This window comes from Azonexus hydrophilus (genome assembly GCF_038368255.1).
Classification (GTDB): Bacteria; Pseudomonadota; Gammaproteobacteria; order Burkholderiales; family Rhodocyclaceae; genus Azonexus; species Azonexus hydrophilus.
Genome location: NZ_CP151406.1, coordinates 442,711 through 466,612, shown reverse-complemented (window position 1 = coordinate 466,612; position 23,902 = coordinate 442,711). Strand labels below are relative to the sequence as shown.

At 64.2% G+C, this 23,902-nt stretch carries 24 protein-coding genes and 1 other RNA gene; 19 read left to right on the top strand and 6 right to left on the bottom strand.

Going from position 1 to position 23,902, the window contains the following annotated elements:
• Window positions 1-38: 38 nt before the first annotated feature.
• Entirely contained in the window at window positions 39-545 is a 507-nt protein-coding gene (locus AADV58_RS02225; protein WP_341743958.1) for a DUF2059 domain-containing protein, read from the top strand.
• Window positions 546-650: 105 nt separating this feature from the next.
• On the opposite strand, the gene AADV58_RS02220 is transcribed toward AADV58_RS02225, so the two are convergent.
• The 3 genes from AADV58_RS02220 to AADV58_RS02210 all read right to left on the bottom strand — a co-directional run bounded on the left by AADV58_RS02220 (window position 651) and on the right by AADV58_RS02210 (window position 4,256).
• A complete protein-coding gene (locus AADV58_RS02220; RefSeq protein WP_341743957.1) occupies window positions 651-2,024 on the bottom strand; it encodes a tetratricopeptide repeat protein in 1,374 nt (457 codons plus the stop codon).
• Window positions 1,999-3,156: a GGDEF domain-containing protein gene (locus AADV58_RS02215; protein WP_341743956.1), complete on the bottom strand. Its 1,158-nt coding sequence runs from the start codon at window positions 3,154-3,156 to the stop codon at window positions 1,999-2,001. The genes AADV58_RS02220 and AADV58_RS02215 overlap by 26 nt, the downstream gene beginning before the upstream one ends.
• Window positions 3,157-3,299: 143 nt before the next feature.
• Entirely contained in the window at window positions 3,300-4,256 is a 957-nt protein-coding gene (locus AADV58_RS02210; protein ID WP_341743955.1) for a LysR family transcriptional regulator, read from the bottom strand.
• 28 nt (window positions 4,257-4,284) lie between these two features.
• Between AADV58_RS02210 and AADV58_RS02205 the strand changes: the two genes are divergently transcribed.
• The 7 genes from AADV58_RS02205 (at window position 4,285) to AADV58_RS02175 (ending at window position 11,827) form a co-directional block, all read left to right on the top strand.
• The gene (locus AADV58_RS02205) at window positions 4,285-5,472 is read left to right on the top strand and encodes an MFS transporter (RefSeq protein ID WP_341743954.1); all 1,188 of its coding nucleotides are present in this window, start codon (window positions 4,285-4,287) and stop codon (window positions 5,470-5,472) included.
• A 10-nt stretch (window positions 5,473-5,482) separates the two neighbouring features.
• A complete protein-coding gene (locus AADV58_RS02200) occupies window positions 5,483-6,361 on the top strand; it encodes a DMT family transporter (protein WP_341743953.1) in 879 nt (292 codons plus the stop codon).
• A gap of 24 nt (window positions 6,362-6,385) precedes the next feature.
• The gene (locus AADV58_RS02195) at window positions 6,386-6,775 is read left to right on the top strand and encodes a PTS sugar transporter subunit IIA (RefSeq protein ID WP_281983896.1); all 390 of its coding nucleotides are present in this window, start codon (window positions 6,386-6,388) and stop codon (window positions 6,773-6,775) included.
• Between the two features lie 3 nt (window positions 6,776-6,778).
• Window positions 6,779-7,048: an HPr family phosphocarrier protein gene (locus tag AADV58_RS02190; protein ID WP_341743952.1), complete on the top strand. Its 270-nt coding sequence runs from the start codon at window positions 6,779-6,781 to the stop codon at window positions 7,046-7,048.
• Between the two features lie 5 nt (window positions 7,049-7,053).
• A complete protein-coding gene (gene ptsP, locus AADV58_RS02185) occupies window positions 7,054-8,799 on the top strand; it encodes a phosphoenolpyruvate--protein phosphotransferase (RefSeq protein ID WP_298394367.1) in 1,746 nt (581 codons plus the stop codon).
• Window positions 8,800-8,900: 101 nt separating this feature from the next.
• Window positions 8,901-11,174: a TonB-dependent receptor gene (locus AADV58_RS02180; protein ID WP_341743951.1), complete on the top strand. Its 2,274-nt coding sequence runs from the start codon at window positions 8,901-8,903 to the stop codon at window positions 11,172-11,174.
• 68 nt (window positions 11,175-11,242) lie between these two features.
• Window positions 11,243-11,827 (top strand): Crp/Fnr family transcriptional regulator, encoded by a 585-nt coding sequence (locus AADV58_RS02175; RefSeq protein ID WP_341743950.1) that lies wholly within the window; start codon window positions 11,243-11,245, stop codon window positions 11,825-11,827.
• A gap of 17 nt (window positions 11,828-11,844) precedes the next feature.
• On the opposite strand, the gene ssrA is transcribed toward AADV58_RS02175, so the two are convergent.
• The 3 genes from ssrA to AADV58_RS02160 all read right to left on the bottom strand — a co-directional run bounded on the left by ssrA (window position 11,845) and on the right by AADV58_RS02160 (window position 14,550).
• Window positions 11,845-12,175, bottom strand: a transfer-messenger RNA (tmRNA) gene (ssrA, locus tag AADV58_RS02170).
• An 8-nt stretch (window positions 12,176-12,183) separates the two neighbouring features.
• Window positions 12,184-12,780 (bottom strand): riboflavin synthase, encoded by a 597-nt coding sequence (locus AADV58_RS02165; RefSeq protein ID WP_028993794.1) that lies wholly within the window; start codon window positions 12,778-12,780, stop codon window positions 12,184-12,186.
• A 60-nt stretch (window positions 12,781-12,840) separates the two neighbouring features.
• Window positions 12,841-14,550 (bottom strand): response regulator, encoded by a 1,710-nt coding sequence (locus tag AADV58_RS02160; RefSeq protein WP_028993795.1) that lies wholly within the window; start codon window positions 14,548-14,550, stop codon window positions 12,841-12,843.
• Window positions 14,551-14,690: 140 nt separating this feature from the next.
• Here AADV58_RS02160 and mnmG point away from each other — a divergent pair, with 140 nt between their 5' ends.
• The 11 genes from mnmG (at window position 14,691) to atpG (ending at window position 23,901) form a co-directional block, all read left to right on the top strand.
• Window positions 14,691-16,577 carry a tRNA uridine-5-carboxymethylaminomethyl(34) synthesis enzyme MnmG gene (mnmG, locus tag AADV58_RS02155; protein WP_341743949.1) on the top strand — a complete coding sequence of 629 codons (1,887 nt, stop codon included), beginning with the start codon at window positions 14,691-14,693 and terminating at the stop codon, window positions 16,575-16,577.
• Window positions 16,574-17,191 (top strand): 16S rRNA (guanine(527)-N(7))-methyltransferase RsmG, encoded by a 618-nt coding sequence (gene rsmG / locus AADV58_RS02150; protein WP_028993797.1) that lies wholly within the window; start codon window positions 16,574-16,576, stop codon window positions 17,189-17,191. Before mnmG ends, rsmG begins: the two co-directional genes overlap by 4 nt.
• A complete protein-coding gene (locus tag AADV58_RS02145) occupies window positions 17,188-17,949 on the top strand; it encodes a ParA family protein (RefSeq protein ID WP_028993798.1) in 762 nt (253 codons plus the stop codon). The genes rsmG and AADV58_RS02145 overlap by 4 nt, the downstream gene beginning before the upstream one ends.
• Window positions 17,946-18,797: a ParB/RepB/Spo0J family partition protein gene (locus AADV58_RS02140; RefSeq protein WP_341743948.1), complete on the top strand. Its 852-nt coding sequence runs from the start codon at window positions 17,946-17,948 to the stop codon at window positions 18,795-18,797. The genes AADV58_RS02145 and AADV58_RS02140 overlap by 4 nt, the downstream gene beginning before the upstream one ends.
• A gap of 117 nt (window positions 18,798-18,914) precedes the next feature.
• Complete coding sequence (locus AADV58_RS02135; RefSeq protein WP_028993800.1) at window positions 18,915-19,253, top strand: ATP synthase subunit I; 339 nt, start codon at window positions 18,915-18,917, stop codon at window positions 19,251-19,253.
• Between the two features lies 1 nt (window position 19,254).
• Window positions 19,255-20,082, top strand: a complete 828-nt coding sequence (atpB, locus tag AADV58_RS02130) for a F0F1 ATP synthase subunit A (RefSeq protein ID WP_028993801.1) — start codon at window positions 19,255-19,257, stop codon at window positions 20,080-20,082.
• Window positions 20,083-20,174: 92 nt separating this feature from the next.
• Entirely contained in the window at window positions 20,175-20,423 is a 249-nt protein-coding gene (gene atpE / locus AADV58_RS02125) for a F0F1 ATP synthase subunit C (RefSeq protein ID WP_028993802.1), read from the top strand.
• A 41-nt stretch (window positions 20,424-20,464) separates the two neighbouring features.
• Complete coding sequence (locus AADV58_RS02120; RefSeq protein ID WP_028993803.1) at window positions 20,465-20,935, top strand: F0F1 ATP synthase subunit B; 471 nt, start codon at window positions 20,465-20,467, stop codon at window positions 20,933-20,935.
• A 5-nt stretch (window positions 20,936-20,940) separates the two neighbouring features.
• Window positions 20,941-21,474, top strand: a complete 534-nt coding sequence (locus AADV58_RS02115) for a F0F1 ATP synthase subunit delta (protein WP_341743947.1) — start codon at window positions 20,941-20,943, stop codon at window positions 21,472-21,474.
• 9 nt (window positions 21,475-21,483) lie between these two features.
• Window positions 21,484-23,022: a F0F1 ATP synthase subunit alpha gene (atpA, locus tag AADV58_RS02110; protein ID WP_028993805.1), complete on the top strand. Its 1,539-nt coding sequence runs from the start codon at window positions 21,484-21,486 to the stop codon at window positions 23,020-23,022.
• Between the two features lie 15 nt (window positions 23,023-23,037).
• On the top strand, window positions 23,038-23,901 hold the full coding sequence (gene atpG / locus AADV58_RS02105; protein WP_028993806.1) for a F0F1 ATP synthase subunit gamma: 864 nt from the start codon (window positions 23,038-23,040) through the stop codon (window positions 23,899-23,901).
• The last annotated feature ends 1 nt before the right edge of the window (window position 23,902 follow it).

The following is a 23,902-nucleotide window of genomic DNA, read 5'->3' as shown; positions in this document are numbered from 1 at the left end:
TGGCGAACCAATCCTTCGTCATAGTCTGTGAGAATCCGATGACCCGACTCCGCCTGCTGATCGCCGTCCTGCTTCTTTCCGCCACTGCTGCCGGCGCTGCCGAACCGGCCAGCGAAGCCTCGATCCGGGCGCTGCTCTCGGTCACCCAGGCGCGCCAGCTGGTCGACAGCATGAACGGCCAGTTCGAGGAATCGATGAACGCCGGCGTCCGCATGGCGCTCGGCGAGCGCAAGCCGACGCCGAAGCAGCAGCAGGCAATCGACAACATGAAAAAGAAGATGCTCGTGGTGATGCGCGACGAACTCACCTGGGAGCGGATGGAGCCGCTGTACATCCGCATCTACCGCGACTCGCTGAGCGAGGACGAAGTCGCCGGCATGCTCGATTTCTACCGCACACCGGCCGGTCAGGCGCTGATCCGCAAGATGCCGGTGATGATGCAGAAGATCACGCCGGAAATTCAGGGCCTGATGGCCTCGGCAATGCCGAAAATGCAGCAGGTCCAGCGTGAATTCATGGCCGAGTTGAAGGCCGCCGGCGAATGATCCGGCAATGAACGACCTGCCACTGCTGCATGTGATGCCCGCGTTCGCAGCGGTGGCCGGGCGCCATTACCTGCTCGTCGTCTGCGCTGGGCGGCGGCGCCTGGACTAGGCTAGCGCCGCTGCCACCGCTGCGATCACCGGCGACCAGCCGCCGCCGGCCGGCTGACGGAACAGGCGGACGGCCCCTGGGTACCACGGCGAGTCGTCGCGCCCAGCCAGCCAGCGCCAGTCGGTCTGGTAATCGGGCAGCAAGACCCAGCAGGGTTTGCCGAGCGCGCCAGCCAGGTGGGCGGCGGCGGTGTCGACGCTGATAAGCAGGTCGAGATTGGCGATGATCGCTGCGGTATCGGTGAAATCGGTGATCCGGCTGCCCAGGTCAACGATTGGAAACGGTCGGCCGGGGTCGCCCGCCTCGGCTTCGCCAGCGCCTTTCTGCAGACTGTAGAAACGCACGCCAGGGATGCCGGCCAGCGGTGCCAGCGTGTGCAAGGACGGTAGCGAACGCTCGCTGTCGTTCGCGAAACGGGGATTGCCCTTCCACACCAGGCCGACCCGTTTTCCGCTGCCGTCTGCCATGCATGCCGCCCAGTCGGCGATCAGCGCCGATTCGGCGGCGAGGTAGGGCAGATCGGCAGGTATCGTCTCCACTCGGGTTTGCAGATGGTAGGGCAGGCTGAGCGGTGGCGACCAGTAATCCCAGGATTCGGCCGGGGCCGGATCGCCGACAGCGAGGACTTCGTCGACGCCGGGCAGGGTGCGTAACAGCCGTGCCAGCGGCGGATGGCAGAGCACCGACACGCGCCGCGCGCCGGCGGCCTTGAGCAAGGGCACGTAGCGGCAGAACTGGATCATGTCGCCGTGACCGGCCTCCAGCCCGATGAGCAGCGCCTTGCCGACCAGCGATTCGCCCTGCCAGCGCGGCAGACCCAGGCTGCGCTCGATTGGCGCGTACCAGTCGCGCGCCTCCAGGCAGGGCCAGCCTTCGGCGTAGCGCCCCTGACGCAGCAGCAGATAGGCGAGATTGAAACGCGCTTCGGCGGCGTCGGGATCAAGGCTGAGGGCGGTCCGATAGCATTGCTCGGCCTCGATTTCCCGCTTGCCGGTGGCAAGTAATACGCCGAAATGTGTCCACGCCCGCAGCGAACCGGGATCGGCCTGCAAGGCGGCGAGGTAGAGCACCTCGGCATCGGCATGACGGCGGCGGGCGGCGAGCAGGCCGGCGTAGTTGATCAGAATCTCGGGAGCCCGGGGCGCCAGTGCCAGTGCCTGGCGATAACTGGCCTCGGCATCATCCAGCTGGCCGAGCCGTTCGAGGACCAGCGCCAGGTTGGCGTGGGCCTCCGGAAATTCGGGCGCCAGACGCAAGGCCTCGCGTAACAGCGTGGCGGCAGCATTGAAATCACCGGCGGCAAGACACTCGTTGCTGCTGACAAAAAGCGCGGCGGCCGGCATTTCAGGCCAGACGCGGCTGGGCCACACTGACGCCGTCGCGCCCGGCGGCCTTGACCTCGTACAGCGCCGCGTCGGCGTGCGCGATCAGGCTGTCGGAGCTATCGCCGGGAGCGGGCACGCCACACCACAGACCGGCACTGAAGCGGTAGGGCAGGACCAGATCGCCGAAGACCGCCGGCTGCGCGGCCACCGCTCCGCGCAGGCCGTCGATCACGGTCAGGGCGCCGTCGCGGCCGGTATCGGGGAGCAGCACCAGGAATTCTTCGCCGCCGTAACGGCCGACTTCGTCGGACTGGCGCAGACGCTGACGCAACAAGCCGGCTGCCTGCCGGAGCACGGCATCGCCGGCCAGATGGCCGTGGCTGTCGTTGATGCGCTTGAAATGATCGATGTCGAGCAGCGCGATCGATAGCTGCGTGCCGACCCGGCGGGCGCGTTCGATTTCGCGCTCGCAGGCCTCGATGATCGCGCGGCGGTTGGCGATGCCGGTCAGCGCATCGCGCAGCGCCATCTCGCGCAATGCCGTTTCGGTCTTCTCCTTGGCCATCAGCACCAGGCCGAGCGAGAACATCATCACAGTGACGGTGCCGATGCTGACCGACACCGTCTGCCGCAGATTGCTGACATCGTAGGGCAGTTCGGCAGCAGCACCGGAGGCAATGGCGGCGACGCGCAGGAGCAGGCCGATCAGGGTGATGCCGCCGCCGAGCAGCAGCAACAGGTGGGCACGGCCGGCGTGGCGGGCGTAACGCCAGGCCCAGGCCATGATCAGCAGGCATTGCAGGATCAGCACCAGGCAGGCGGCGAACATGCGCGGTTCGCGGGTGTCGATCAACGCGGCCAGGGCCACGGCCATCAATACCGGCAACACGAAAATGCGGCTCCACGGCACCGGCTGTCCGTGGATGCGTAACAGGCTGGCGGCGTAGAAGGCCAGCGCCAGCGCCAGCAGCGTGTTGCCGACGCCGTAGGTCAGCCACAACGGCGCCTGACCGTAGAGCGTGAAGCAGCAGTAGGCGAGGGCGTGCGCGAACAGGCCGGCGCCGCCTGTGCGCATGCCGTCGCGTTTGTGCTCCTGGCCGACGAGGATCAGGCAGACGGCCATGATCAGCGCCACCAGCGCCACCGAAGCGAAGATCGTCGGAGTGTTGAAAATCATGGTGACAGGATAACCGTGTCGGCAGCAGAAAACGAGCCACCCCGGCGCGACACCAAGGGGCACACACCCTGCATTACGGCTACGGTTGCTTCGAGGGTCGGCGCGCCTACGCCACGCCGACTGGCTGACGCCGGCCTGAGGCCTCAGCCGCCGCCCATCGTCGCCAGATGGTCGAACAGCGCGCGCGCTGCCGGACTGAGCGCGGCGCGTTCGCGGACGCACAGGTGGAGGTCGCGCGGCGCCCAGGCGTCGGCGATCTCCACCGTCTTCAGGCGTTCGGCGGCGGCGACCGACGAACGCGGCACCATGCCGATGCCGACCCCGGCGGCAACCATGCGGCAGACGGCGGCGAAGCTGCGCACCTGGATGCGCACGTCGAGCCGGCCGCCGAGGCGTGCCGCGTGGTTCATCATGAAGGTGTGGATGGCGCTGCCGGCGTGCAGGCAGACGAAGGCTTCGTTGAGCACGTCGGCGAAGGCGATTTCCCGCTGGCCGGCCAGCGGATGCTCGGCGGCGACGATCAGCACCAGGCGGTCGCGGCGGTAGGGCGTGACAGCCAGCCCGCCGAAATCGCCCTCGGCGGCAACGACGCCGATGTCGACCTGGCCGGCGGCAACTGCACCGACGATGGCCGGGCTCGGCTGTTCTTCCAGGCTGACGCGGATCTGCGGATGCTCGCGCAGGAAGTCGCCGAGGTCTTCGGGCAGGAAGCAGTTGATCGCGTTGGTGTTGGCGAACACAGTGACCTGGGCGTTCAGCCCGCTGGCGTAGGGGGCGAGGTCGGCGTGCATCTGTTCGAGCTGGGCGAACACCTGGCGGGCGTGGCGCAGCAGCGATTCGCCGGCGACGGTCGGCGTCAGGCCGCGCGCATGGCGTTCGAACAGGGCCACGCCGAGGCTGGCTTCGAGCTGGCTCAGGCGATGGCTGGCCGATGACGGCGCAAGGTGCACACGCTCGGCGGCACGGGTCAGGGCGCCGCTGTCGGCAATCGCGGCGACGAGCCGCAAGTCGGGAAGGTCGTAGTGCAAGGTTTCGTCCTGATCGAATGCTTGCTTGCGATAATACCAATTGCCAGCGGCAGCGCCAGGGCGTTCAATCACTGCCACGCCCCTGGTTACGGAAACCGCCTTGTTCGCTCGCCGCTTCTCCCTCACGCACGACGCCCGCATCACCCTGGCCCTGTCGCTGGCCGGCTTCGCTTGTTTCATGCTGCTTTACGGCACGCAACCGCTGCTGCCGCAGCTGACCGCCGCCTTTGCCGTGACGCCGGGACAGGCCAGCCTGAGCGTGACGGCCGGCACCGGCCTGGTGGCCTTGCTGCTGATTCCACTCAGCCTGATCGCCGACCGCTACGGGCGCGAACGACTGATCCGCGTCGGCCTGCTCGGCGCCGGGCTGTTCTCGCTGGCGTCGGCCTGGGCGCCGGATTTCTGGCTGCTAGTGCTGGCCCGCGCCGGGCTGGGCATTTGCGTTGCCGGCGTGCCGGCGGCGGCGATGGCCTACCTCGGTGAGGAACTGCCGGTCGGCGAGCGGGCGCGGGCCATGGGCCTGTACATCGGCGCCAATGCGCTCGGCGGCATGGCCGGCCGACTGGTCGCCGCGACCGTCAGCGACTGGTGCGGCTCCTGGCATGTCGGCCTGAGCGCGGTCAGCCTGATCGGCCTGCTGGGGGCGCTGGTGTGCTGGCGCCTGCTGCTGCCGGCGCGCAATTTCGAACCGCGTTCGCTACAAATTGGCCCGCTATTCACCGACATTCGCCGCATTTACGCCGACCCCGGCCTGCCCTGGCTGTTCTGCACGGCTTTCGTCGGCATGGGAACGCTGGTCGGTCTCTACAACTTCCTGCCCTTCCTGCTCAGCCAGGCGCCGTACGACCTGTCGCCCAGCCTGATCGGCAGCGTTTTCCTGCTCTACGCGGTGGGCAGCTATTCGTCGGCCTGGGCCGGGCGGCAGGTGGCGCGCCACGGCCGGCCGCGCATCATGCTGGCAATGGCCGTGCTGATGACCGCCGGCATCGCCATCACGCTGGCGCCGCCGCTGTGGCTGATCATCGCCGGCCTGGCGCTGTACACCTTCGGCTTCTTTGCCGTACATACGGTCGCCAGCGCCTGGGTCGGCCATCGCGCCGGGGCGCGGCGCGGCTTCGTCTCGGCGCTCTACCTGTCGAGCTATTACCTCGGCGGCAGCGTCATCGGCACGGCGACCGGCTGGGCCTGGAGCCATGCCGGCTGGCCCGGCGTGATCGCCGCCATGCTCGGCTGCGCGCTGGCCGTCTGCGGCCTGGCGCTGATCCTGCGGCGCCTGCCGGCCGACTGAAGGCGCCGACATGAACACCCTTTCCGGCGGGCTCGGCCTCGCCCTGATCGCGGCGCTCGGCTTCTCGCTGAAGGCGATTTTCATCAAGCTCGCCTATCCCTACGGCGTCGACGCGATCACCCTGCTGATGCTGCGCATGGCTTTCGCGCTGCCGGTCTTCCTGTGGGTCGGTCTGCGCCGGCAGCGGGACGGCGCGGCGCTGAGCGGCGGCGACTGGCTGCGCGTGATCGCCCTCGGCTGCCTTGGCTACTACGGCGCCAGCATCCTCGATTTCTGGGGTTTGCAGTACATTTCGGCCGGTCTGGAACGGCTGATCCTGTTCACCTACCCGACGCTGACCCTGCTCATCGGCGTGCTGTTCCAGGGCAAGGCCTTCACCCGGCGCGAGTTGCTGGCGCTGGTGCTGTGCTACACCGGCATCGGCGCCGCCTTCATCCACGACCTGGGCCTGGGCGATGCGCGCGATGTGCTGGTCGGCGGCGCGCTGGTGTTCGCTTCCAGCGTCGCTTATGCGATCTACCTGTCGGGCAGCGGGCCGATGATCGCCCGGCTCGGCGCGATGCGTTTTTCGGCGCTGGCGATGCTGGTGTCGACGGCCGTCACCTTGCTGCATTTCGGCCTGAGCGAGCCGTTCGCCGCCATCGTCCAGCCGCTGCCGGTCTATGGCTGGAGCCTGGCAATGGCAGTGTTTTCGACGGTCATCCCGGTATTCGCGCTCGGCGCGGCGATCCGCCGCCTGGGGCCGGAACGGACCTCGCTGTACGGCATGGTCGGGCCGATGTTGACCATCGGTTTCGGCTGGTGGCTGCTCGACGAACCGGTGTCGCTGGCGCAACTGGGCGGCGCCGTGCTGGTCGTCGCCGGCATTCTCGTGGTCAGCCGAAAGTAGCGCTCGCAGGTTAGAATCCTGCGCATGATCGGCATCTTCCTGATTACCCACGGCTGCTACGGCGAGACCCTCGTCCAGAATGCCTGCCACGTACTCAACCGGCGTCCGGCCGGGTTGGTGCAGCTTGGCGTTGCGCCGCAGGACGATCCGCTCGACCTGTTGCCGGTGGCCCGGGCGCTGTGCGCCTCGGTGGACGACGGTAACGGGGTGCTGTTGCTGACCGACCTGTACGGGGCGACGCCGGCCAATCTGGCAATGAAACTGCGCGAGCGCGGCCGTATTGCCGGGCTGGCCGGGGTCAATCTGCCGATGTTGCTGTCGGCGCTGACGCACCGTGACAAGGACCTCAAAACCCTGCTGACCCATGCCCGCGACGGCGGCCGGGGCGGCGTGCTCAACCTGCAGGACCACTGACCCATGCTCACCCGGGAAACCCAGATCATCAACAAGCTCGGCCTCCACGCCCGCGCCTCCGCCAAACTCACCCAGCTCGCCGGCAAGTTCACGTGCGAGGTGTGGATGAGCAAGGGCAGCCGGCGGATCAACGCCAAGAGCATCATGGGCGTGATGATGCTGGCGGCCGGCAAGGGTTCGACGGTGACCATCGAGACCGACGGCAAGGACGAAAACGAAGCCATGGACGCCCTGCTGGCATTGATCGCCGACTATTTCGGCGAAGGAGAATAAGGCCCATGAGCTTTACCCTGCACGGACTGGGCGTTTCCGCCGGCATCGCCATCGGCAGGGCCATGCTGATGTCGCATGCGACGCTGGAAGTGTCGCACCTGACGCTGGCCCCGCGGCTGGTGGACAAGGAAATCGCCCGTTTCGATGCAGCCATCGCCGCAGTCAAGAGCGAACTGCTGACGATGAAGGAAAATACCGAGCACGCCCCGGCGGAGCTCTCGGCCTTCATCGACATTCACACGATGTTCCTCGAAGACACCGAACTGGTCGAAAAACCGCGCGAGATCATCCGCGAACGCCGCTGCAACGCCGAATGGGCGCTGGTCCAGCAGATGGAACACCTGGTCGGGCAGTTCGAGCAGTTCGACGATCCCTACCTGCGCGAGCGCAAGTACGACGTCATCCAGGTCGTCGAGCGGGTGATCAAGGAATTGCTCGGCCATCCGGGCAAGGCTTCGCTGAAGGCGGCCAAGCACACCAAGGAAGAATCGCTGATCGTCGTCGCCCACGACCTCTCGCCGGCCGACACCATCGCCTTCAAGGATCACCGCTTCGCGTCCTTCATCACCGATGTCGGCGGCGCCACCTCGCACACGGCGATCCTTGCCCGCAGCATGGCGATTCCAGCCGTGCTCGGCCTGGAGAACGGGCGCGCGCTGATCCGCGACGGCGAACAGTTGATCGTCGACGGCATGCGCGGCGTCGTCATCGTCAATCCCGACCCGCGCGTGCTCGAGGAATACCGGCTGCGCATGGAGCAGATCGAGCTGGAGAAGAACCAGCTCAAGCGCCTGAAGACCTCGCGCACGGTCTCGCTCGACGGCATCGACATCGCCCTCCACGCCAACATCGAACTGCCGGGCGACGTTCCCGACGCGCTCGAAGGCGGCGCCGAAGGCATCGGCCTGTTCCGCACCGAATTCCTCTTCCTCAACCGCGGCGACATGCCCGACGAGCAGGAACAGTTCGAGGCCTACAAGAAGGTGGTCAAGGGCATGGCCGGGCGACCGGTGACCATCCGCACCTTCGACCTCGGCGCCGACAAGGACCTGCACCCGGAAGGCACGGCCGGCGACCGGGTCAAGACCAATCCGGCGCTCGGCCGCCGGGCGATCCGCCTGTCCTTGTCCGAGCCGAAGATGTTCCAGACGCAGTTGCGCGCCATCCTGCGCGCCTCGCGCTACGGGCCGATCAAGCTGCTGATCCCGATGCTCGCCCACGCGCACGAGATCGACCAGACCCTGGCCGCCATCGAACAGGCCAAGTCCAGCCTGCGCGGCGAGAAGATTCCCTTCGACGAGAACACCCAGGTCGGCGGCATGATCGAGATTCCGGCGGCGGCGCTGGCGGTCGGCATCTTCCTGCGCCGGCTCGATTTCCTGTCGATCGGCACCAACGACCTGATCCAGTACACGCTGGCCATCGACCGCGCCGACGAGCAGGTCGCCAGCCTCTACGACCCGCTGCATCCGGCGGTGCTGATGCTGCTCGCGCACACCATCTCGAATGCCGAAAAGGCCGGCATCCCGGTCTCGGTTTGCGGCGAAACCGCCGGCGACCCGAAGCTGACCCGCCTGCTGCTCGGCATGGGACTGCGCATCTTCTCGATGCATCCGTCGCAGATCCTCAAGGTCAAGAACCGCATCCTCAAGAGCGACGTTTCGGAAATTGCCCCCAACGTGCGCAAGATGCTGCGCCTGGACGAACCGGCCAAGCTGCGCGAAGCGCTGGAAAAGCTCAACGCTTCCTGACCCCGCCGGCACCGGGGTGCGACGATTTGTCACATTCCCGGAACAGGCACCATTGCCGACAATCCGCCCTTTCGTAATCAATAAAAAACGAAGGGGTATTCATGGATCACCGCATCCGGCCGCTGGCGCTCGCCATGGCGTTCGCCTTTGCCATTCCCGCCCAGGCCCAGGATAGTGCAGCCATGGCGGAAATCGTCGTCAGCGCCGAGCGCGACCGGACCGCCGGCAGCACCACCCAGCTTGAAGGCGAAGCCCTGCGCCGCCAGGGTGCGCGCAGCAGCGACGTTGCCGGCCTGCTGCAGGATGTCCCCGGGGTCAGTTTCTACGGCGCCGGTGCCGTCTCCAGCCTGCCGGCCATCCACGGCCTGGCCGACGACCGGCTGCGGATCAAGATCGACGGCATGGACCTGATCGCCAGCTGCCCCAACCACATGAACCCGGCACTGTCCTACCTCGATCCCAGCCAGGTCGGCACGCTCACCGTCTATGCCGGGATCAGCCCGGTCAGCCAGGGGGGTGACAGCATCGGTGGCAGCATCGTCGCCGAAACCCGCGCGCCGGAATTCGCCGCCCCCGGCGAACGCCTGTTCAAGGGTGAAGTCGGCGCCTTCTACCGCAGCAACAACCAGGCGCGCGGCGGCAACGCCAGTGCCACCGCAGCCACCGAAAACATCAGCCTGAGCTATACCGGCGCCTACAGCGAAGCCGACAACTACACCGCTGGTCGCGACTTCAAGAATTACACCGCCACCGGCCGCGCCGGCCACCAGCTCGCCCGCGACGAAGTCGGCTCGACTTCCTACAAGGCCGGCAACCATACCCTCGGTCTGGCGGTGAAGAACGCCAACCACCTGTTCGAGGTCAAGCTCGGCTATCAGGACATGCCGGAACAGCTTTACCCGAACCAGCGCATGGACCTGCTCGACAACGAACAGAAGCGCATCAACCTGCGCTGGCTGGGTGAATACGACTGGGGCAAGCTGGAAGCCCGGGCCTATCACGAGACCGTCGACCATTTCATGGATTTCGGCCGGGACAAGCGTTACTGGTACGGCGCAGCATCTGGCGGTGCGGCGGCGATTGACCCGGTGACCTGCGGGGCAATGAGCGCCACCTGCGCCCAGGGCATGCCAATGTACACCGCAAGCCGGACCACCGGCGCGAGTCTGAAAGCCGATGTCAAACTGAGCGACCAGGATCTGCTGCGTGTCGGGACCGAATTCCAGCGCTATCGCCTCGACGACTGGTGGCCGGCCTCCGGCAGCGGCATGTGGCCGGGCACCTTCGTGAACATCAACGACGGCGAGCGCGACCGCCAGGCCCTGTTCGGCGAATGGGAAAGCCGGGCCAGCGCCAACTGGATGACACTGCTCGGCCTGCGCTATGAACGCGTGACCATGGACGCTGGCGATGTCGCCGGCTACAACCCGGCCGGCGGCGGCAACCAGGGCCGCGATGCCAACCTGTTCAACGCCCGCGACCGCTCGCGCAGCGACAACAACTGGGACCTGACCGCACTCGCCCGCTACACCGCACACGCCGGTCTGGACATCGAATTCGGCTTCGCCCGCAAGACGCGTTCGCCCAGCCTGTACGAAGCCTACCCCTGGTCGACCTGGCAGATGGCTGCCCTGATGAACAATTTCGTCGGCGACGGCAATGGCTACGTCGGCAACCCCGACCTGAAGCCGGAGAAAGCGCACAAACTCTCGGCCACCTTCGACTGGCACGACGTCGAACGCAATCACGAACTCAAGCTGACGCCTTACTACACCCATGTCACCGACTACATCGACGCCGTGCAATGGGATGCCACTGCCAATGCCCCCCGGGCGGTCCCATTGCGCGATCAATTCACGGTGCTGCGCTACGCCAACCACTCGGCCCGCCTGTATGGCTTCGATCTTTCCGGCAAGATGCCGCTGGCCCAATCCAGCATCGGCGAACTCGGCCTGAACGGGATGCTCAGCTACACCCGCGGCAAGAACCGGAAGACCGGCGACGACCTGTACAACATCATGCCGCTCAACGCCAAGCTGACGCTGACGCAGAAGACCGGCGCCTGGGACAACGCCCTGGAAGTCATTGGTGTGGCGAGCAAGAACAAGGTCTCGGAAGTCCGCAACGAAATGAAGACGTCGGGCTACAGCCTGGTCAACCTGCGCTTCAGCCATGCCTGGAAGCAGGTCCGCTTCGATTTCGGCGTCGAGAACCTGTTCGACCGCTATTACGAAATGCCGCTGGGCGGCGCCTACCTGGGCCAGGGGACGACGATGACGACGGCCACCACGACCACCGGCGTCGTCCCGCTGTGGGGCACCCCGGTTCCGGGCATGGGCCGTTCGCTGTATGCCGGCATCAACGTCAAGTTCTGATCCTGCCGCCTGAAGGCAGCCCCGGTCGTCGGTGACCGGGGCTTTTTGCGTTTGCAGAGGAGGGGAAAATGGCTTTTTTCACGATCGATCGCAAAGCGACTGAGCAGCCGGTCCGGCGGCGGCAGCTGGCCTGCGGCGAACGCCTGCATCAGGCCGGCGAGGAAGGCCTGGCCTGGCGACTGCAACGCGGCGTGCTGCGCCTGGACAGCCAGCAGCCTGGCGGTGAACGCTTTGCCAGCCTGGCGATTGGCGGCGACATCGTCGGCTGCGAAACGCTGTTGTTCGGGGTGTATACCTTTTCGGCCAGCGCCCTGACCGATTGCGAACTCAGTCCCTGGCCCGAAGGCGAACAGGCACTGGCCGGTGAGTCGCTGCTCGCCTCGCTCGCCCGCGCCCAGCAGCGGGCCGCCGAGATCGTCGCCCTGCGCGGCGGTCAGGCGGTCGACCGGGTGCTCGGCCTGGTCCGCCTGCTGGCCGGCCAAGATGGCGGCGTGGTGCTGCCGACGCGACAAGCCATCGCCGACATCACCGACCTGCGCTTCGAGACCATCTCGCGCATCGTCAAGCAACTCGAGCGCAGCGGCATCCTGGTGCCGGAACGGATTGCCGGCGTCCACGCGACGCGCAGCTTCCGCTACATGGCCGATCACTGAAAAAGGGAATCCGGAATTGACGACGGGGACCGAAGTCCCCGCCGGCTATCTTTGGTAACAAGGCGCTAGCGGCCCCGGCTATCCGTTTTTAGGCGGCAATAGCGAATTGCTCATCGTTGGCAATTATGGATTTGCTTCATTAACGTCGATCGCCTGACGAGTTGCCTGCGCACCTTTGCCCGCCCTGTCGAAACCAGTACACCCCCAACCAAACGCACTGCAGCCAATGCCCTTGGGTGGAGGTGAGGGGAATCGAACCCCTGTCCAGAACGCCTCCAGATTGCTGGAATTACAACCATGGAAACCATTATGGGGGCAGGGGGGCGGTTTTTCAACCGCCGTTCGTCGGCTGGCGCTCAGGCCTCGCGCTCGGCAGCCAGCAGACGCTCGCAGTAGCGAGCGATCAGGTCGACTTCGAGATTGACCTTGCTGCCCGGCTGCAGACGGTTCAGCGTGGTGTTTTCCAGCGTGTGCGGGATCAGGTTGATGGTGAAGTCGGTGCCCTTGACCTCGTTGGTCGTCAGGCTGGTACCGTCGACGACGATAGAACCCTTGCGCGCGATGAACTTGGCAATTTCCTTCGGCGCGCGAATTTCCAGCAGGCGGTTGTCGCCGACCGGGTCGAAACGCAGGACTTCGCCGACGCCGTCGACATGGCCGGAAACCAGGTGGCCGCCGATCACGTCGTTGAGGCGCAGGGCCTTTTCCAGATTGACCGGACCCGGTGCGTCGAGGCCGACGGTGCAGGACAGGGTCTCGGGCGACACGTCGACCTGGAAGGCACTGCCTTCCCTTCCGACCACGGTCAGACAGACGCCGTTGTGGGCAATCGAGTCGCCGAGGGCGACATCGTCGATGTTGAGGCGGCCGGCTTCGACCGTCAGGCGGTAACCGACTTCGCGCGGCGTGAGTTTGGTGATGCGGCCAACCGCCGCGACAATTCCAGAGAACATGGCAGGATCCGGGGTGGGAAAAATGGCGACTTTATCACGCCAGCCAGGCCAATTCCCTGCCTAGAGTGTGGTTTCGATACCGTATTTTTTCGCCACGGTGACGTAGAGCTGGCGTGCCGAGACCACCTTCGGACTTTTGCGGTCCTTGCGCTGCGCCCGCTGCAGGTAGTCGAAAGCCCGTTCGGCGAGCGTGGGACTCCAGCCCTTCTGGTCCATCAGGGTATAGATGGCCTTGGCCGCATTGACCAGGAATTGCAGATTGGGCACCTGGTCGGCGGCCTGCATCAGGAGGTGTACCGAGCCTTCGAAATCGCCGGCGCGCGCCGCCATGACGCCCTTGTTGTTGAGCTCGACGATCTCGCGACCGACCTGTTCGAGCAGCGCCTTGCCGGCATCCGGACGGCCGGTCTTGGCGAAGACATCGGTGATGTGACCGATCAGGTGGGTGTCTTCGTGATTTTCGGCAGCGACCTGGCGCATGATTTTTTCCGCGTCCGCCGGCTTGCCGGTCGCATAGCAGGCGTGCGCCAGATCGATGGCCAGGCGCTGCGAAACGCCGCGACCCTTGCTGTGGCTTTCGGCTTCGACCTCGCCCTGCAGCGACAAGGCGTGATCGACCAGTTGCTTGGCCTTCTCCGGGGCACCCTCGGCTTCCAGGCAGAGGCTTTCGCTGACCAGGGCAGCCAGTTCGGCCTGCTTGTCGCCGCGCAGTTCGCGCTTCATCTCGGCCGTCACCTTGCGCGATGCCTCGACATCGCCGCGTTCGACCAGAACCCGCGACAGGTTGGCGAAATCGTCCACGGTGCGCAGACTGGAGCCCTTGCTGCGGGCAATGACCTTGCTGTAGGCCTTCTCCGCCGCCAGCAGATCCTTGTTGCGGGCGGCCACATCGCCGACCAAGCGTTGCCGCACGGTATTGTGCGGCGACACATCGGCGGCACGCTGCAGTACAGTCTGGGCTTCCTTCAGCTTGCCCTGGGCTTCGTGCACCGAGGCCAGGAAGTCGTAAGTCGAGAGAAAATCCGGCGCTTCCTGCAAGACCTGCTCGGCCAGTTGCTCGGCTTCGTCGAGCGCGTTGCGGTCGCGCAGCGCGGTGGCCAGGCCCATCTTTGCCCAGGGCGCGATGCGTCCTTCGAGCACACGCCGGTAAACGGCTTCGGCCTCGCCAGTCTGGCCCAGTTGATGCAGCAACTCCCCCTTGAAGCGCAGGGCGTCGTACTGATACATCGGTTGTTGCTGGATGACCCGGTCGCAGGCGGCGATGGCCTCGTGCAATTCGCCGCGCTCGATCTGCTCGTAGATCTTGCGCAATACATGTTTCTTGTAGATCGACCGCACCAGCCGCGCCTGCAACTGCTCCGAGGTAAACGGCTTGATCAGGTAGTCGTCCGGCGACAATTCGGCCAGCGCCACCACGTTGGTGTAGCTGCGCTCGCTGGTAATGATCATGTACACCGTTGCCAGCGGAATCAGGTGGGCATGGCGCAGTTCCTCGAGCAACTGCTGGCCGTCACGGCCGTCATCGAGCACGAAATCGGACAGGATGATGTCGAAGCGGTTGCCCTTGACCTGGCGGATCACCTCGGCCGAACTGCCCGCACCGTGCACCGCCGTAACGCCGAGCGCACCGAGCATCAGGCGCAGCGAATCGCGTGCCGGCGAGTGCCGGTCGACGATCAGGACGCGCTTTTTGGTCAGCGACTGCTGCAGGACAAGGAGCATCTCCTCATCGTCAAGCGCGCCAAGGCTGTTGCCTGCTGGTGTGTTCATTTCGGCAAATTACTTGAGTTCATCATGCAGGGCAAGACGCGCCCGAGGCCTTCCGCCTGTTGCCGGGCTAAGCCTGTGATTTTTCAGCAAGCTGACGTAAAATCGCCGGTCCCATACTGCGCCGCAACATTCCCATTCCGATGCTCTACCCCACCCGTTTCGATGTCATCGTTGTCGGCGGCGGCCATGCCGGCACCGAAGCTGCGCTCGCCGCAGCCCGGTCGGGGGCGAACACGCTGCTGCTGACGCATAACCTCGACACGCTCGGGGCGATGAGCTGCAACCCGTCGATCGGCGGCATCGGCAAGGGCCATCTGGTACGCGAAGTCGATGCCCTGGGCGGCGCGATGGCGGCAGCGACCGACGAGTCCGGCATCCAGTTCCGCATCCTCAATGCCTCGAAGGGTCCGGCCGTCCGCGCCACCCGCGCCCAGGCCGACCGCGTGCTGTACAAGCAGGCGATCCGCACGCGCCTGGAAAACCAGCCGAACCTGACCATCTTCGCCCAGGCCTGCGATGACCTCATCGTCGAAGGCGACAAGGTCTGCGGCGCCGTCACCCAACTGGGCATCCGCTTCCTGGCCGAGGCCGTCGTGCTCACCGCCGGCACCTTCCTCAACGGCAAGATCCACGTCGGCCTGGAAAACTACACCGGCGGGCGCATGGGCGATCCGCCATCGGTGTCGCTGGCCGCGCGTCTGAAAGAATTGAACCTGCCGCAAGGCCGCCTGAAGACCGGCACGCCGCCGCGCCTGGACGGCAAGACCATCGACTTCACAGTGATGGAAGAGCAGCACTCGGACGATCCGCTGCCGGTGTTTTCCTTCCTCGGCAACGCGGCGCAGCACCCGCAGCAGTTGCCGTGCTGGATCACCGAGACCAACGAGAAGACGCACGACATCATCCGCAGCGGGCTGGACCGCTCGCCGATGTACACCGGCGTCATCGAGGGCGTCGGCCCGCGTTATTGCCCGTCGATCGAGGACAAGATCCACCGCTTCGCCGACAAGACCCAGCACAACGTCTTCCTCGAACCGGAAGGCCTGACCACGCACGAGATTTACCCGAACGGCGTGTCCACCAGCCTGCCTTTCGACATCCAGCTGGCGCTGGTGCGCTCGATTCGGGGCATGGAGAACGTGCACATCCTGCGTCCCGGCTACGCCATCGAATACGACTTCTACGACCCGCGCGGCCTCAAGGACACGCTGGAAACCAAGGCCATCAACGGCCTCTTCTTCGCCGGCCAGATCAACGGCACCACCGGTTACGAGGAAGCGGCAGCGCAGGGCCTGTTGGCCGGCATCAACGCGGTGAATTACGTCCGTGGCCGCGACGGCTGGTGTCCGAAGCGCAACGAAGCCTACCTCGGCGTGCTGGTCGACGACCTGATCACGCGCGGCGTCTCCGACCCTTACCGGATGTTCACCAGCCGTGCCGAATTCCGACTGAGCCTGCGCGAGGACAACGCCGACCTGCGCCTGACCGAACAGGGCCGGACGCTCGGCCTGGTCGACGATGCGCGCTGGGACGCCTTCTGCCGCAAACGTGACGCCATCGCCGCCGAACAGGAGCGCTTGAAGGCGACCTGGGTCAATCCCAAGATCGTTCCGGCCGAGGACAGCATCCGCGTGCTCGGCAAGGCCATCGAGCATGAATACAATCTGTTCGACCTGCTGCGCCGTCCGGAAGTCACTTACGCCAGCCTGCTGACCTTACCCGGCGCAGGCGAAGGCCAGAGCGACCCGCAGGTCGTCGAGCAACTCGAGATTTCTGCCAAGTACCAGGGCTACATCGACCGCCAGGCCGAGGAAGTGGCCAAATCGGCCAGCTATGAGAACACGCCGCTGCCGGCCGATCTCGACTACTCGACGGTGGCCGGCCTGTCGAACGAAGTAAAGCAGAAGCTCAAGCTGCATCAGCCGCAGACCATCGGCCAGGCCTCGCGCATCCAGGGCGTGACGCCGGCGGCGATCTCGCTGCTGCTGATCCACCTGAAACGTTTCAAGCTGTCGCAAGCCGCATGAGCACGATCACCCTCGCCAGCGGCCTGGCTGAACTCGGCCTCGACCTGCCCGACACCACCCAGCAGCAACTGCTCGCCTTCCGCGACCTGCTGCTCAAGTGGAACAAGACCTACAACCTGACCGCGCTACGCGATCCGGAACAAGCGATCTCGCATCATCTGCTCGATTCGCTGGCCATCCTGCCGCACGTCGGCGACGGGGCGCTGCTCGACGTCGGTTCCGGCGGCGGCCTGCCGGGCATCCCGCTGGCCATCGCCCGGCCGCAACTGTCGGTGCGCATGGTCGATACCGTGCAGAAGAAGGCGACCTTCCTGCAGCAGGCAGCGATCCAGCTCGGGCTGAAGAACGTCGCCGTCGACCACGCCCGGGTCGAGGAATTGACCGGCCAGTATGCCCAGATCAGTTCGCGCGCCTTCGCCGAACTCAAGCTTTTCGTCGAACTGACGCGTCATCTGCTGGCCCCCGGCGGCCGCTGGCTGGCCATGAAGGGCGTCCGCCCGGACGACGAAATCGCTGCGCTGCCGGCGGACATCGTCGTTGACCAGGTGATCCGCCTGCACGTACCCGGCCTCGACGCCGAAAGACATCTCATCCTCCTGAAAGCGGGCTCATGAAAGTACTCGCCATCACCAACCAGAAGGGCGGCGTCGGCAAGACGACCACCGCCGTCAACCTCGCCGCCTCGCTCGGGGCCGAAGGTCAACGCGTGCTGCTGATCGACATGGATCCGCAGGGCAACGCGACCACCGGCGCCGGCATCACCAAGAAGGAAGCGCTGCCGACGGTCTATCAGCTGCTGATCGGCGCCGCCTCCCTGGTCGAAGTCTGCATCAAGACCGAGTTCGGATTCGATGTGCTGCCGGCCAACCGCGAACTGGCCGGCGCCGAAGTCGAACTGATCGAGCTCGACCGCCGCGAATACCGGCTCAAGGAAGCGCTGGCGCAGAATCACGACGAGTACGATTTCGTCCTCATCGACTGCCCGCCGGCACTCAACATGCTGACCGTCAATGCCCTGGTCGCCGCCGATTCGGTGCTGATCCCGATGCAGTGCGAGTACTACGCGCTCGAAGGCCTGTCCGACCTCGTCGAGACGCTGCGCAAGGTGCGTCACCACCTGAATTCGCGGCTCGAGGTCGAAGGCCTGCTGCGGACCATGTACAACGGCCAGAGCACGCTTACCCAGCAGGTCTCGAACGAGCTCGAGAGCCACTTCGGCGACAAGGTCTACAAGACCATCGTGCCGCGTAACGTCCGCCTGGCCGAAGCGCCGTCGTACGGCAAGCCGGTCATCGCCTTTGACAAAAATTCGAAGGGTGCGCTGGCCTACAGCGCACTCGCCCAGGAAATTCTTGAAAGGGTCGCCAAATGATCAAGATGAAGGGACTCGGCCGCGGCCTCGACGCGCTGCTCGCCGGCAGCGATGCCAAACCCGAAGACGAACTGCGCAATCTGCCGGTGGACCGCCTCAAGCCCGGCAAATACCAGCCGCGCACGCAGATGGACCCGGCGTCGCTGGCCGAGCTGGCCAGCTCGATCAAGGCCCAGGGCGTGATGCAGCCGATCCTGGTGCGCGCCGTCGACAAGACGCCGGGCGCCGAGCGCTACGAGATCATCGCCGGTGAACGCCGCTGGCGCGCCGCCCAGCAGGCCGGCCTGAGCGAAGTGCCGGTGCTGGTGCGCAGCATTCCCGACGAGCAGGCGCTGGCGATGGCGCTGATCGAGAACATCCAGCGCGAGAATCTCAACCCGCTCGAAGAAGCCCAGGGCCTGCAGCGCCTGATCGACGAATTCGGCCTGACCCACCAGCAAGCCGCCGACGCCGTCGGCCGTTCGCGCCCGGCCGCGTCCAACCTGCTGCGCCTGCTGCAACTGGCCGCACCGGTGCAGGAACTGCTGATGACCGGCAAGCTTGACATGGGCCACGCCCGCGCGCTGCTGCCGCTGCCCGGCGCCCAGCAGGTCGCGGTGGCCCAGCGCATCGTCCAGAAGGGTCTGTCGGTGCGCGAAGCCGAACGCCTCGTCCAGCAGATCGTCAATCCGCCGAAGCAAACTGCCGCGCCGCCGGTCGACCGTGACCTGCTGCGTCTGCAGGAAGAAATTTCCGATGCCGTCGGTGCCGCCGTTGCGATTCGCAGCAACAAGAAGGGGGCCGGCAAGATCACCATCGAATTTGGCGACCTTGAGCAACTCGAAGGCATCCTCGGACGGCTTCGTTAAGCGGATTTGGGGGCATGCTGCATTGCGGTAAACCCTTAATTTTCATTGACGGTAATTTTTGAAGTCTTGTATCATTTAGGTCTGTGTGGCACAGCCGGCTAAGGATTGCATGACACCATGTTGAGAGCGATATATCTGCAACTTGGTGCAGCATTGATAACAGCAGTTCTGGCCGGTGTGATCGTGGGTACGCGGGGGCTTGTTTCAGTTGGGTTTGCGGCAGTGGCCGCGATACTGCCCAATCTGTTCTTTGCCGTCCGGCTGACGATGTTGAAAAATCGCCCCGGGGCATCCTACGCGGCGAATTTCTTCATCGGTGAGTTCCTCAAGATTGCGGCCACCATCGGAATTCTGGCAATCGCCATCAAGGGATATCCCGAGATGCACTGGCCGAGCTTGCTGATCGGCCTGGCGATTGTCCTGCATGCAGGTTTTTTAGCTTTTTGGAAGAGATAACATGGCCGCAGGTAGCGCAGCACCGACATCTGGCGAGTACATCGTCCACCACTTGACCCACCTCAACACCACTGGTCACGCGCAAAAAGCCGTCGTAGACTGGTCCGTGCTCAACATCGACACGCTGTTTTACTCTGTCGTGCTCGGTCTGGCCACCATCTTCATCCTCTGGCTGGCTGCCCGCAAGGCCACTTCCGGTGTGCCTGGCCGCTTCCAGGCTGCGATTGAAATCCTGGTCGACATGGTTTCCGAGCAGGCCAAGGGCATCGTGCACAGCGCCGAATCGCGTAAGTTCGTCTCGCCGCTGGCGCTGACGGTCTTCGTCTGGATCTTCTTCATGAACGCCATGGACCTGGTGCCGGTCGATCTGCTGCCGCGTATCGGTGAAATGTTCGGCATCCATTACCAGCGCGTGGTCGCCACCGCCGACCTGAACGCCGCACTGGGCATGTCGATCGGCGTGCTGCTGATCTGCATCTACTACAACATCAAGATCAAGGGCATCGGCGGCTGGATTCACGAGCTCTTCACCGCCCCGTTCGGTAGCCATCCGCTGCTCTATCCGGTCAATTTCGTCATGCAGATGATCGAATTCGTCGCCAAGACCGTTTCCCACGGCATGCGACTGTTCGGCAACATGTACGCCGGCGAACTGGTATTCATGCTGATCGCGCTGCTCGGCGGCACCGCCACCGTCTTCGGTTTCGTCGGTCACGTCATTGCCGGTTCGATCTGGGCCATCTTCCACATCATGATCATCACGCTGCAAGCCTTCATCTTCATGATGCTGACGCTGGTCTATGTCGGTCAGGCCCACGAAGCGCACTAAGCAGTACCGTTTTTGCAGTACCCAACAGATTTAACGTAGTAACCCTGTTTTCGCTTTACCTTTTCATTACTTAAACTTAGCAAGGAGTTGTCATGGAACACGTTCTCGGTTTTGTTGCTCTGGCTGCCGGCCTGATCATTGGTCTGGGTGCTATCGGTGCCTGTATCGGTATCGGCCTCATGGGCGGCAAATACATTGAAGCATCGGCTCGCCAGCCGGAGCTGATGAACGCCCTGCAGACCAAGATGTTCCTGCTGGCCGGTCTGATCGATGCCGCCTTCCTGATCGGCGTCGGTATCGCCATGATGTTTGCCTTCGCCAACCCGTTCCAACTGGTTTAATTGATCCTCTTCGATCAACCCTTTAGAAGAGGACTAGAACCGTGAATCTGAACGCAACGTTGTTTGCACAGCTCGTTGTGTTCTTCATTCTGGCGTGGTTCACGATGCAATTCGTGTGGCCGCCCATTGTGAAGGCGCTCGACGAGCGTGCGAAGAAGATCGCGGATGGTCTGGCTGCTGCTGAACGCGGCAAGCAAGATCTCGAACTGGCCACCAAGCGCTCCACGGATGCCCTCCGTGAAGGCAAGGAAAAGGCTGCTGAACTGATCGCCAACGCTGAAAAGCGCGGCGCCCAACTGATCGAGGAAGCCAAGGCTAACGCCAAGGCCGAAGCCGACCGCATCGTCGCCGGTGCCAAGGCTGAAATCGAACAGGAGGCCGTCCGTGCCAAGGAACAGCTTCGCGAACAGGTCGCTGCCCTGGTGGTCACCGGCGCCGAGCAAATTCTGCGCCGCGAGATCAATGCACAGGCTCATTCCGACATTCTGGCCACGATCAAACAGGATCTGTAAAGCTTATGGCTGAATCCGTCACCATCGCTCGCCCCTACGCCGACGCCGCTTTCAAGCTGGCCAAGGAAAGCGGGGCCCAGGGCATCTGGTCGCAGCGCCTGCAAAGGCTGGCGCTGATCGCCCAGGACGGGGACATGGCTCAGGTCATGGGCAATCCCCGGCTCTCCGCTGAACAGATAGCAGAATTGTTCATTTCGTTGTCCGACGACAACGACCCGATTCTCGCCAATTTCGTTCGTACCCTCGCAGAAAACCGGCGTCTCGCACTCCTGCCGGAGATTTCCCGGCTTTTCGATCTGGCCCGCAGCCAGGAAGAAGGGGTCCAGGAGGCGGTGGTGTACTCCGCATTCCCGATTGACGATGCTCAGGTCGCTGCTCTGCGGCAGCAACTGGAACCCCGTTTCGGAACCCGCCTGACCGCCCGCGTCGAAATCGACGCGAGTCTGATCGGTGGTGTGCGGGTCACCGTCGGTGACCAGATGCTGGATGCTTCAGTCCGCGGCAAACTCGACGCGATGGCCGTGGCACTGAACAACTAGGAGATTTTCATGCAGTTGAATCCTTCCGAAATTTCTGAACTGATCAAGAGCAAGATCCAGAACCTGCAAGGCGCATCGGAAGTGCGTACGCAGGGCACCGTGGTTTCCGTCACTGACGGTATCTGCCGCGTGCATGGCTTGCAGGACGTCATGCAAGGTGAAATGCTGGAGTTCCCCGGCAACACCATCGGCATGGCACTCAACCTCGAGCGCGACTCCGTCGGCGCCGTTATCCTGGGCGAATACGAGCACATCTCCGAAGGCGACGTCGTCAAGACGACCGGTCGCATTCTGGAAGTGCCGGTTGGTCCGGAACTGCTTGGCCGCGTGGTCAACACCCTCGGTCAGCCGATCGACGGCAAGGGCCCGATCAACGCCAAGGAAACCGACAAGCTGGAAAAGGTCGCCCCGGGCGTCATCTGGCGTAAGTCCGTTTCGCAGCCGGTGCAGACCGGTCTGAAGTGCGTCGACTCGATGGTTCCGGTTGGCCGTGGCCAGCGCGAACTGATCATCGGCGACCGCCAGACCGGCAAGACCGCCGTTGCTGTCGATGCGATCATCAACCAGAAGGGCAAGAACCTGTTCTGCGTTTATGTCGCCGTCGGCCAGAAGGCTTCCACCATCGCCAACGTCGTTCGCAAGCTCGAAGAGCACGGCGCCATGGAATACACAATCGTCGTTGCTGCTTCCGCTTCGGAATCGGCCGCACTGCAGTACCTGGCACCGTACGCCGGCTGCACGATGGGCGAATACTTCCGTGACCGTGGTCAAGACGCACTGATCGTTTATGACGATCTGACCAAGCAGGCCTGGGGCTACCGTCAGGTTTCCCTGCTGCTGCGCCGTCCGCCGGGCCGCGAAGCCTATCCGGGCGACGTCTTCTATCTCCACTCCCGCCTGCTGGAACGCGCTGCCCGCGTCTCCGAAGAATGGGTCGAGAAGTTCACCAACGGCGAAGTCAAGGGCAAGAGCGGTTCGCTGACCGCCCTGCCGGTGATCGAAACCCAGGCTGGTGACGTTTCCGCTTTCGTTCCGACCAACGTGATCTCCATCACCGACGGTCAGATCTTCCTGGAAACCGACCTCTTCAACGCCGGTATCCGTCCCGCGATCAACGCCGGTATCTCGGTGTCCCGCGTCGGTGGCGCTGCCCAGACCAAGCTGATCAAGAAGCTCGGCGGCGGTGTCCGTCTGGCCCTGGCCCAGTACCGCGAACTGGCTGCCTTCGCGCAGTTTGCTTCCGATCTGGACGAAGCCACCCGCAAGCAGCTCGAGCGCGGCCGTCTGGTGACCGAACTGATGAAGCAGCCGCAGTACGCTCCGATGAGCATCTCCGAAATGGCCGTCACGCTGTACGCAGCTGACAAGGGCTACTTCGATGATGTCGAAGTCAAGCGCGCACTCGAATGCGAAAAGGCCATGATCAGCTACCTCAAGTCGAACCACGCCGAAGTCATGAACACCATGGAATCGTCGGCCGACCTGAGCGGTGATACCGAAAAGGCACTGGCTGCCGGCATCCAGGCTTTCAAGAGCACCTGGGCCTGATCTTAGGAGAACGCCATGCCTAGCGGCAAGGAAATTCGCAACAAGATCAAGAGCGTAGAAAACACGCGCAAGATCACCAAGGCCATGGAGATGGTGGCCGCATCCAAAATGCGCAAGGCGCAGGACCGGATGCGGGCTGCCCGCCCCTATGGCGAGAAGATCCGGCGTGTGGCCAGCAACCTGTCGCACGCGCTGACCGAGTACAAGCATCCGTTCCTCGAAAAGCGCGAGCAGAAGGCCATTGGTATCGTCCTCGTCACTTCCGACAAGGGCCTCTGCGGTGGTCTGAACTCCAACGTCCTGCGCCTGGTTCTGGGCAAGATGAAGGAACTCGACAGCCAGAAGATCAATTTCCAGGCGACCTGTATTGGTAACAAGGGTCTGGGTTTCATGCAGCGCGCCGGTGCGAAGGTTGTCTCGCACGTCATCGCGCTGGGTGACACCCCGCACCTGGAAAAGCTGATCGGCCCGCTCAAGATCCAGCTCGACGCCTACATGAAGGGCGAAATCGACGCGCTGTACATCGGCTACACCCGCTTCATCAACACGATGAAGCAGGAACCGGTTTTCGAAAAGCTGCTCCCGCTGGCTGACGACGTCGTCAAGACCGATCATCAGCCGGGTTGGGACTATGTCTACGAGCCGGAAGCCCAGCCAGTTATCGACGATCTGTTGATCCGCTATGTCGAAGCTTTGATTTATCAGGCCGTGGCTGAAAACATGGCCTCCGAGCAATCTGCCCGGATGGTCGCCATGAAGTCTGCTTCCGATAACGCCAAGAACGTCATCGGTGAATTGAAGCTGGTCTATAACAAGGCCCGTCAGGCCGCGATTACCAAGGAACTCTCGGAAATCGTCAGCGGCGCCGCCGCAGTCTGAC

Coding starts and splice junctions, on each gene's coding strand:
- atpB (WP_028993801.1), top strand. CDS start 19,255: ATGGCCGCAGGTAGCGCAGCACCGACATCTGGCGAGTACATCGTCCAC.
- atpA (WP_028993805.1), top strand. CDS start 21,484: ATGCAGTTGAATCCTTCCGAAATTTCTGAACTGATCAAGAGCAAGATC.
- atpE (WP_028993802.1), top strand. CDS start 20,175: ATGGAACACGTTCTCGGTTTTGTTGCTCTGGCTGCCGGCCTGATCATT.
- AADV58_RS02160 (WP_028993795.1), bottom strand. CDS start 14,550: ATGAACACACCAGCAGGCAACAGCCTTGGCGCGCTTGACGATGAGGAG.
- AADV58_RS02190 (WP_341743952.1), top strand. CDS start 6,779: ATGCTCACCCGGGAAACCCAGATCATCAACAAGCTCGGCCTCCACGCC.
- AADV58_RS02195 (WP_281983896.1), top strand. CDS start 6,386: ATGATCGGCATCTTCCTGATTACCCACGGCTGCTACGGCGAGACCCTC.
- AADV58_RS02135 (WP_028993800.1), top strand. CDS start 18,915: ATGTTGAGAGCGATATATCTGCAACTTGGTGCAGCATTGATAACAGCA.
- ptsP (WP_298394367.1), top strand. CDS start 7,054: ATGAGCTTTACCCTGCACGGACTGGGCGTTTCCGCCGGCATCGCCATC.
- AADV58_RS02165 (WP_028993794.1), bottom strand. CDS start 12,780: ATGTTCTCTGGAATTGTCGCGGCGGTTGGCCGCATCACCAAACTCACG.
- atpG (WP_028993806.1), top strand. CDS start 23,038: ATGCCTAGCGGCAAGGAAATTCGCAACAAGATCAAGAGCGTAGAAAAC.
- AADV58_RS02215 (WP_341743956.1), bottom strand. CDS start 3,156: ATGATTTTCAACACTCCGACGATCTTCGCTTCGGTGGCGCTGGTGGCG.
- AADV58_RS02175 (WP_341743950.1), top strand. CDS start 11,243: ATGGCTTTTTTCACGATCGATCGCAAAGCGACTGAGCAGCCGGTCCGG.
- AADV58_RS02140 (WP_341743948.1), top strand. CDS start 17,946: ATGATCAAGATGAAGGGACTCGGCCGCGGCCTCGACGCGCTGCTCGCC.
- AADV58_RS02200 (WP_341743953.1), top strand. CDS start 5,483: ATGAACACCCTTTCCGGCGGGCTCGGCCTCGCCCTGATCGCGGCGCTC.
- mnmG (WP_341743949.1), top strand. CDS start 14,691: ATGCTCTACCCCACCCGTTTCGATGTCATCGTTGTCGGCGGCGGCCAT.
- AADV58_RS02145 (WP_028993798.1), top strand. CDS start 17,188: ATGAAAGTACTCGCCATCACCAACCAGAAGGGCGGCGTCGGCAAGACG.
- AADV58_RS02115 (WP_341743947.1), top strand. CDS start 20,941: ATGGCTGAATCCGTCACCATCGCTCGCCCCTACGCCGACGCCGCTTTC.
- AADV58_RS02180 (WP_341743951.1), top strand. CDS start 8,901: ATGGATCACCGCATCCGGCCGCTGGCGCTCGCCATGGCGTTCGCCTTT.
- AADV58_RS02225 (WP_341743958.1), top strand. CDS start 39: ATGACCCGACTCCGCCTGCTGATCGCCGTCCTGCTTCTTTCCGCCACT.
- rsmG (WP_028993797.1), top strand. CDS start 16,574: ATGAGCACGATCACCCTCGCCAGCGGCCTGGCTGAACTCGGCCTCGAC.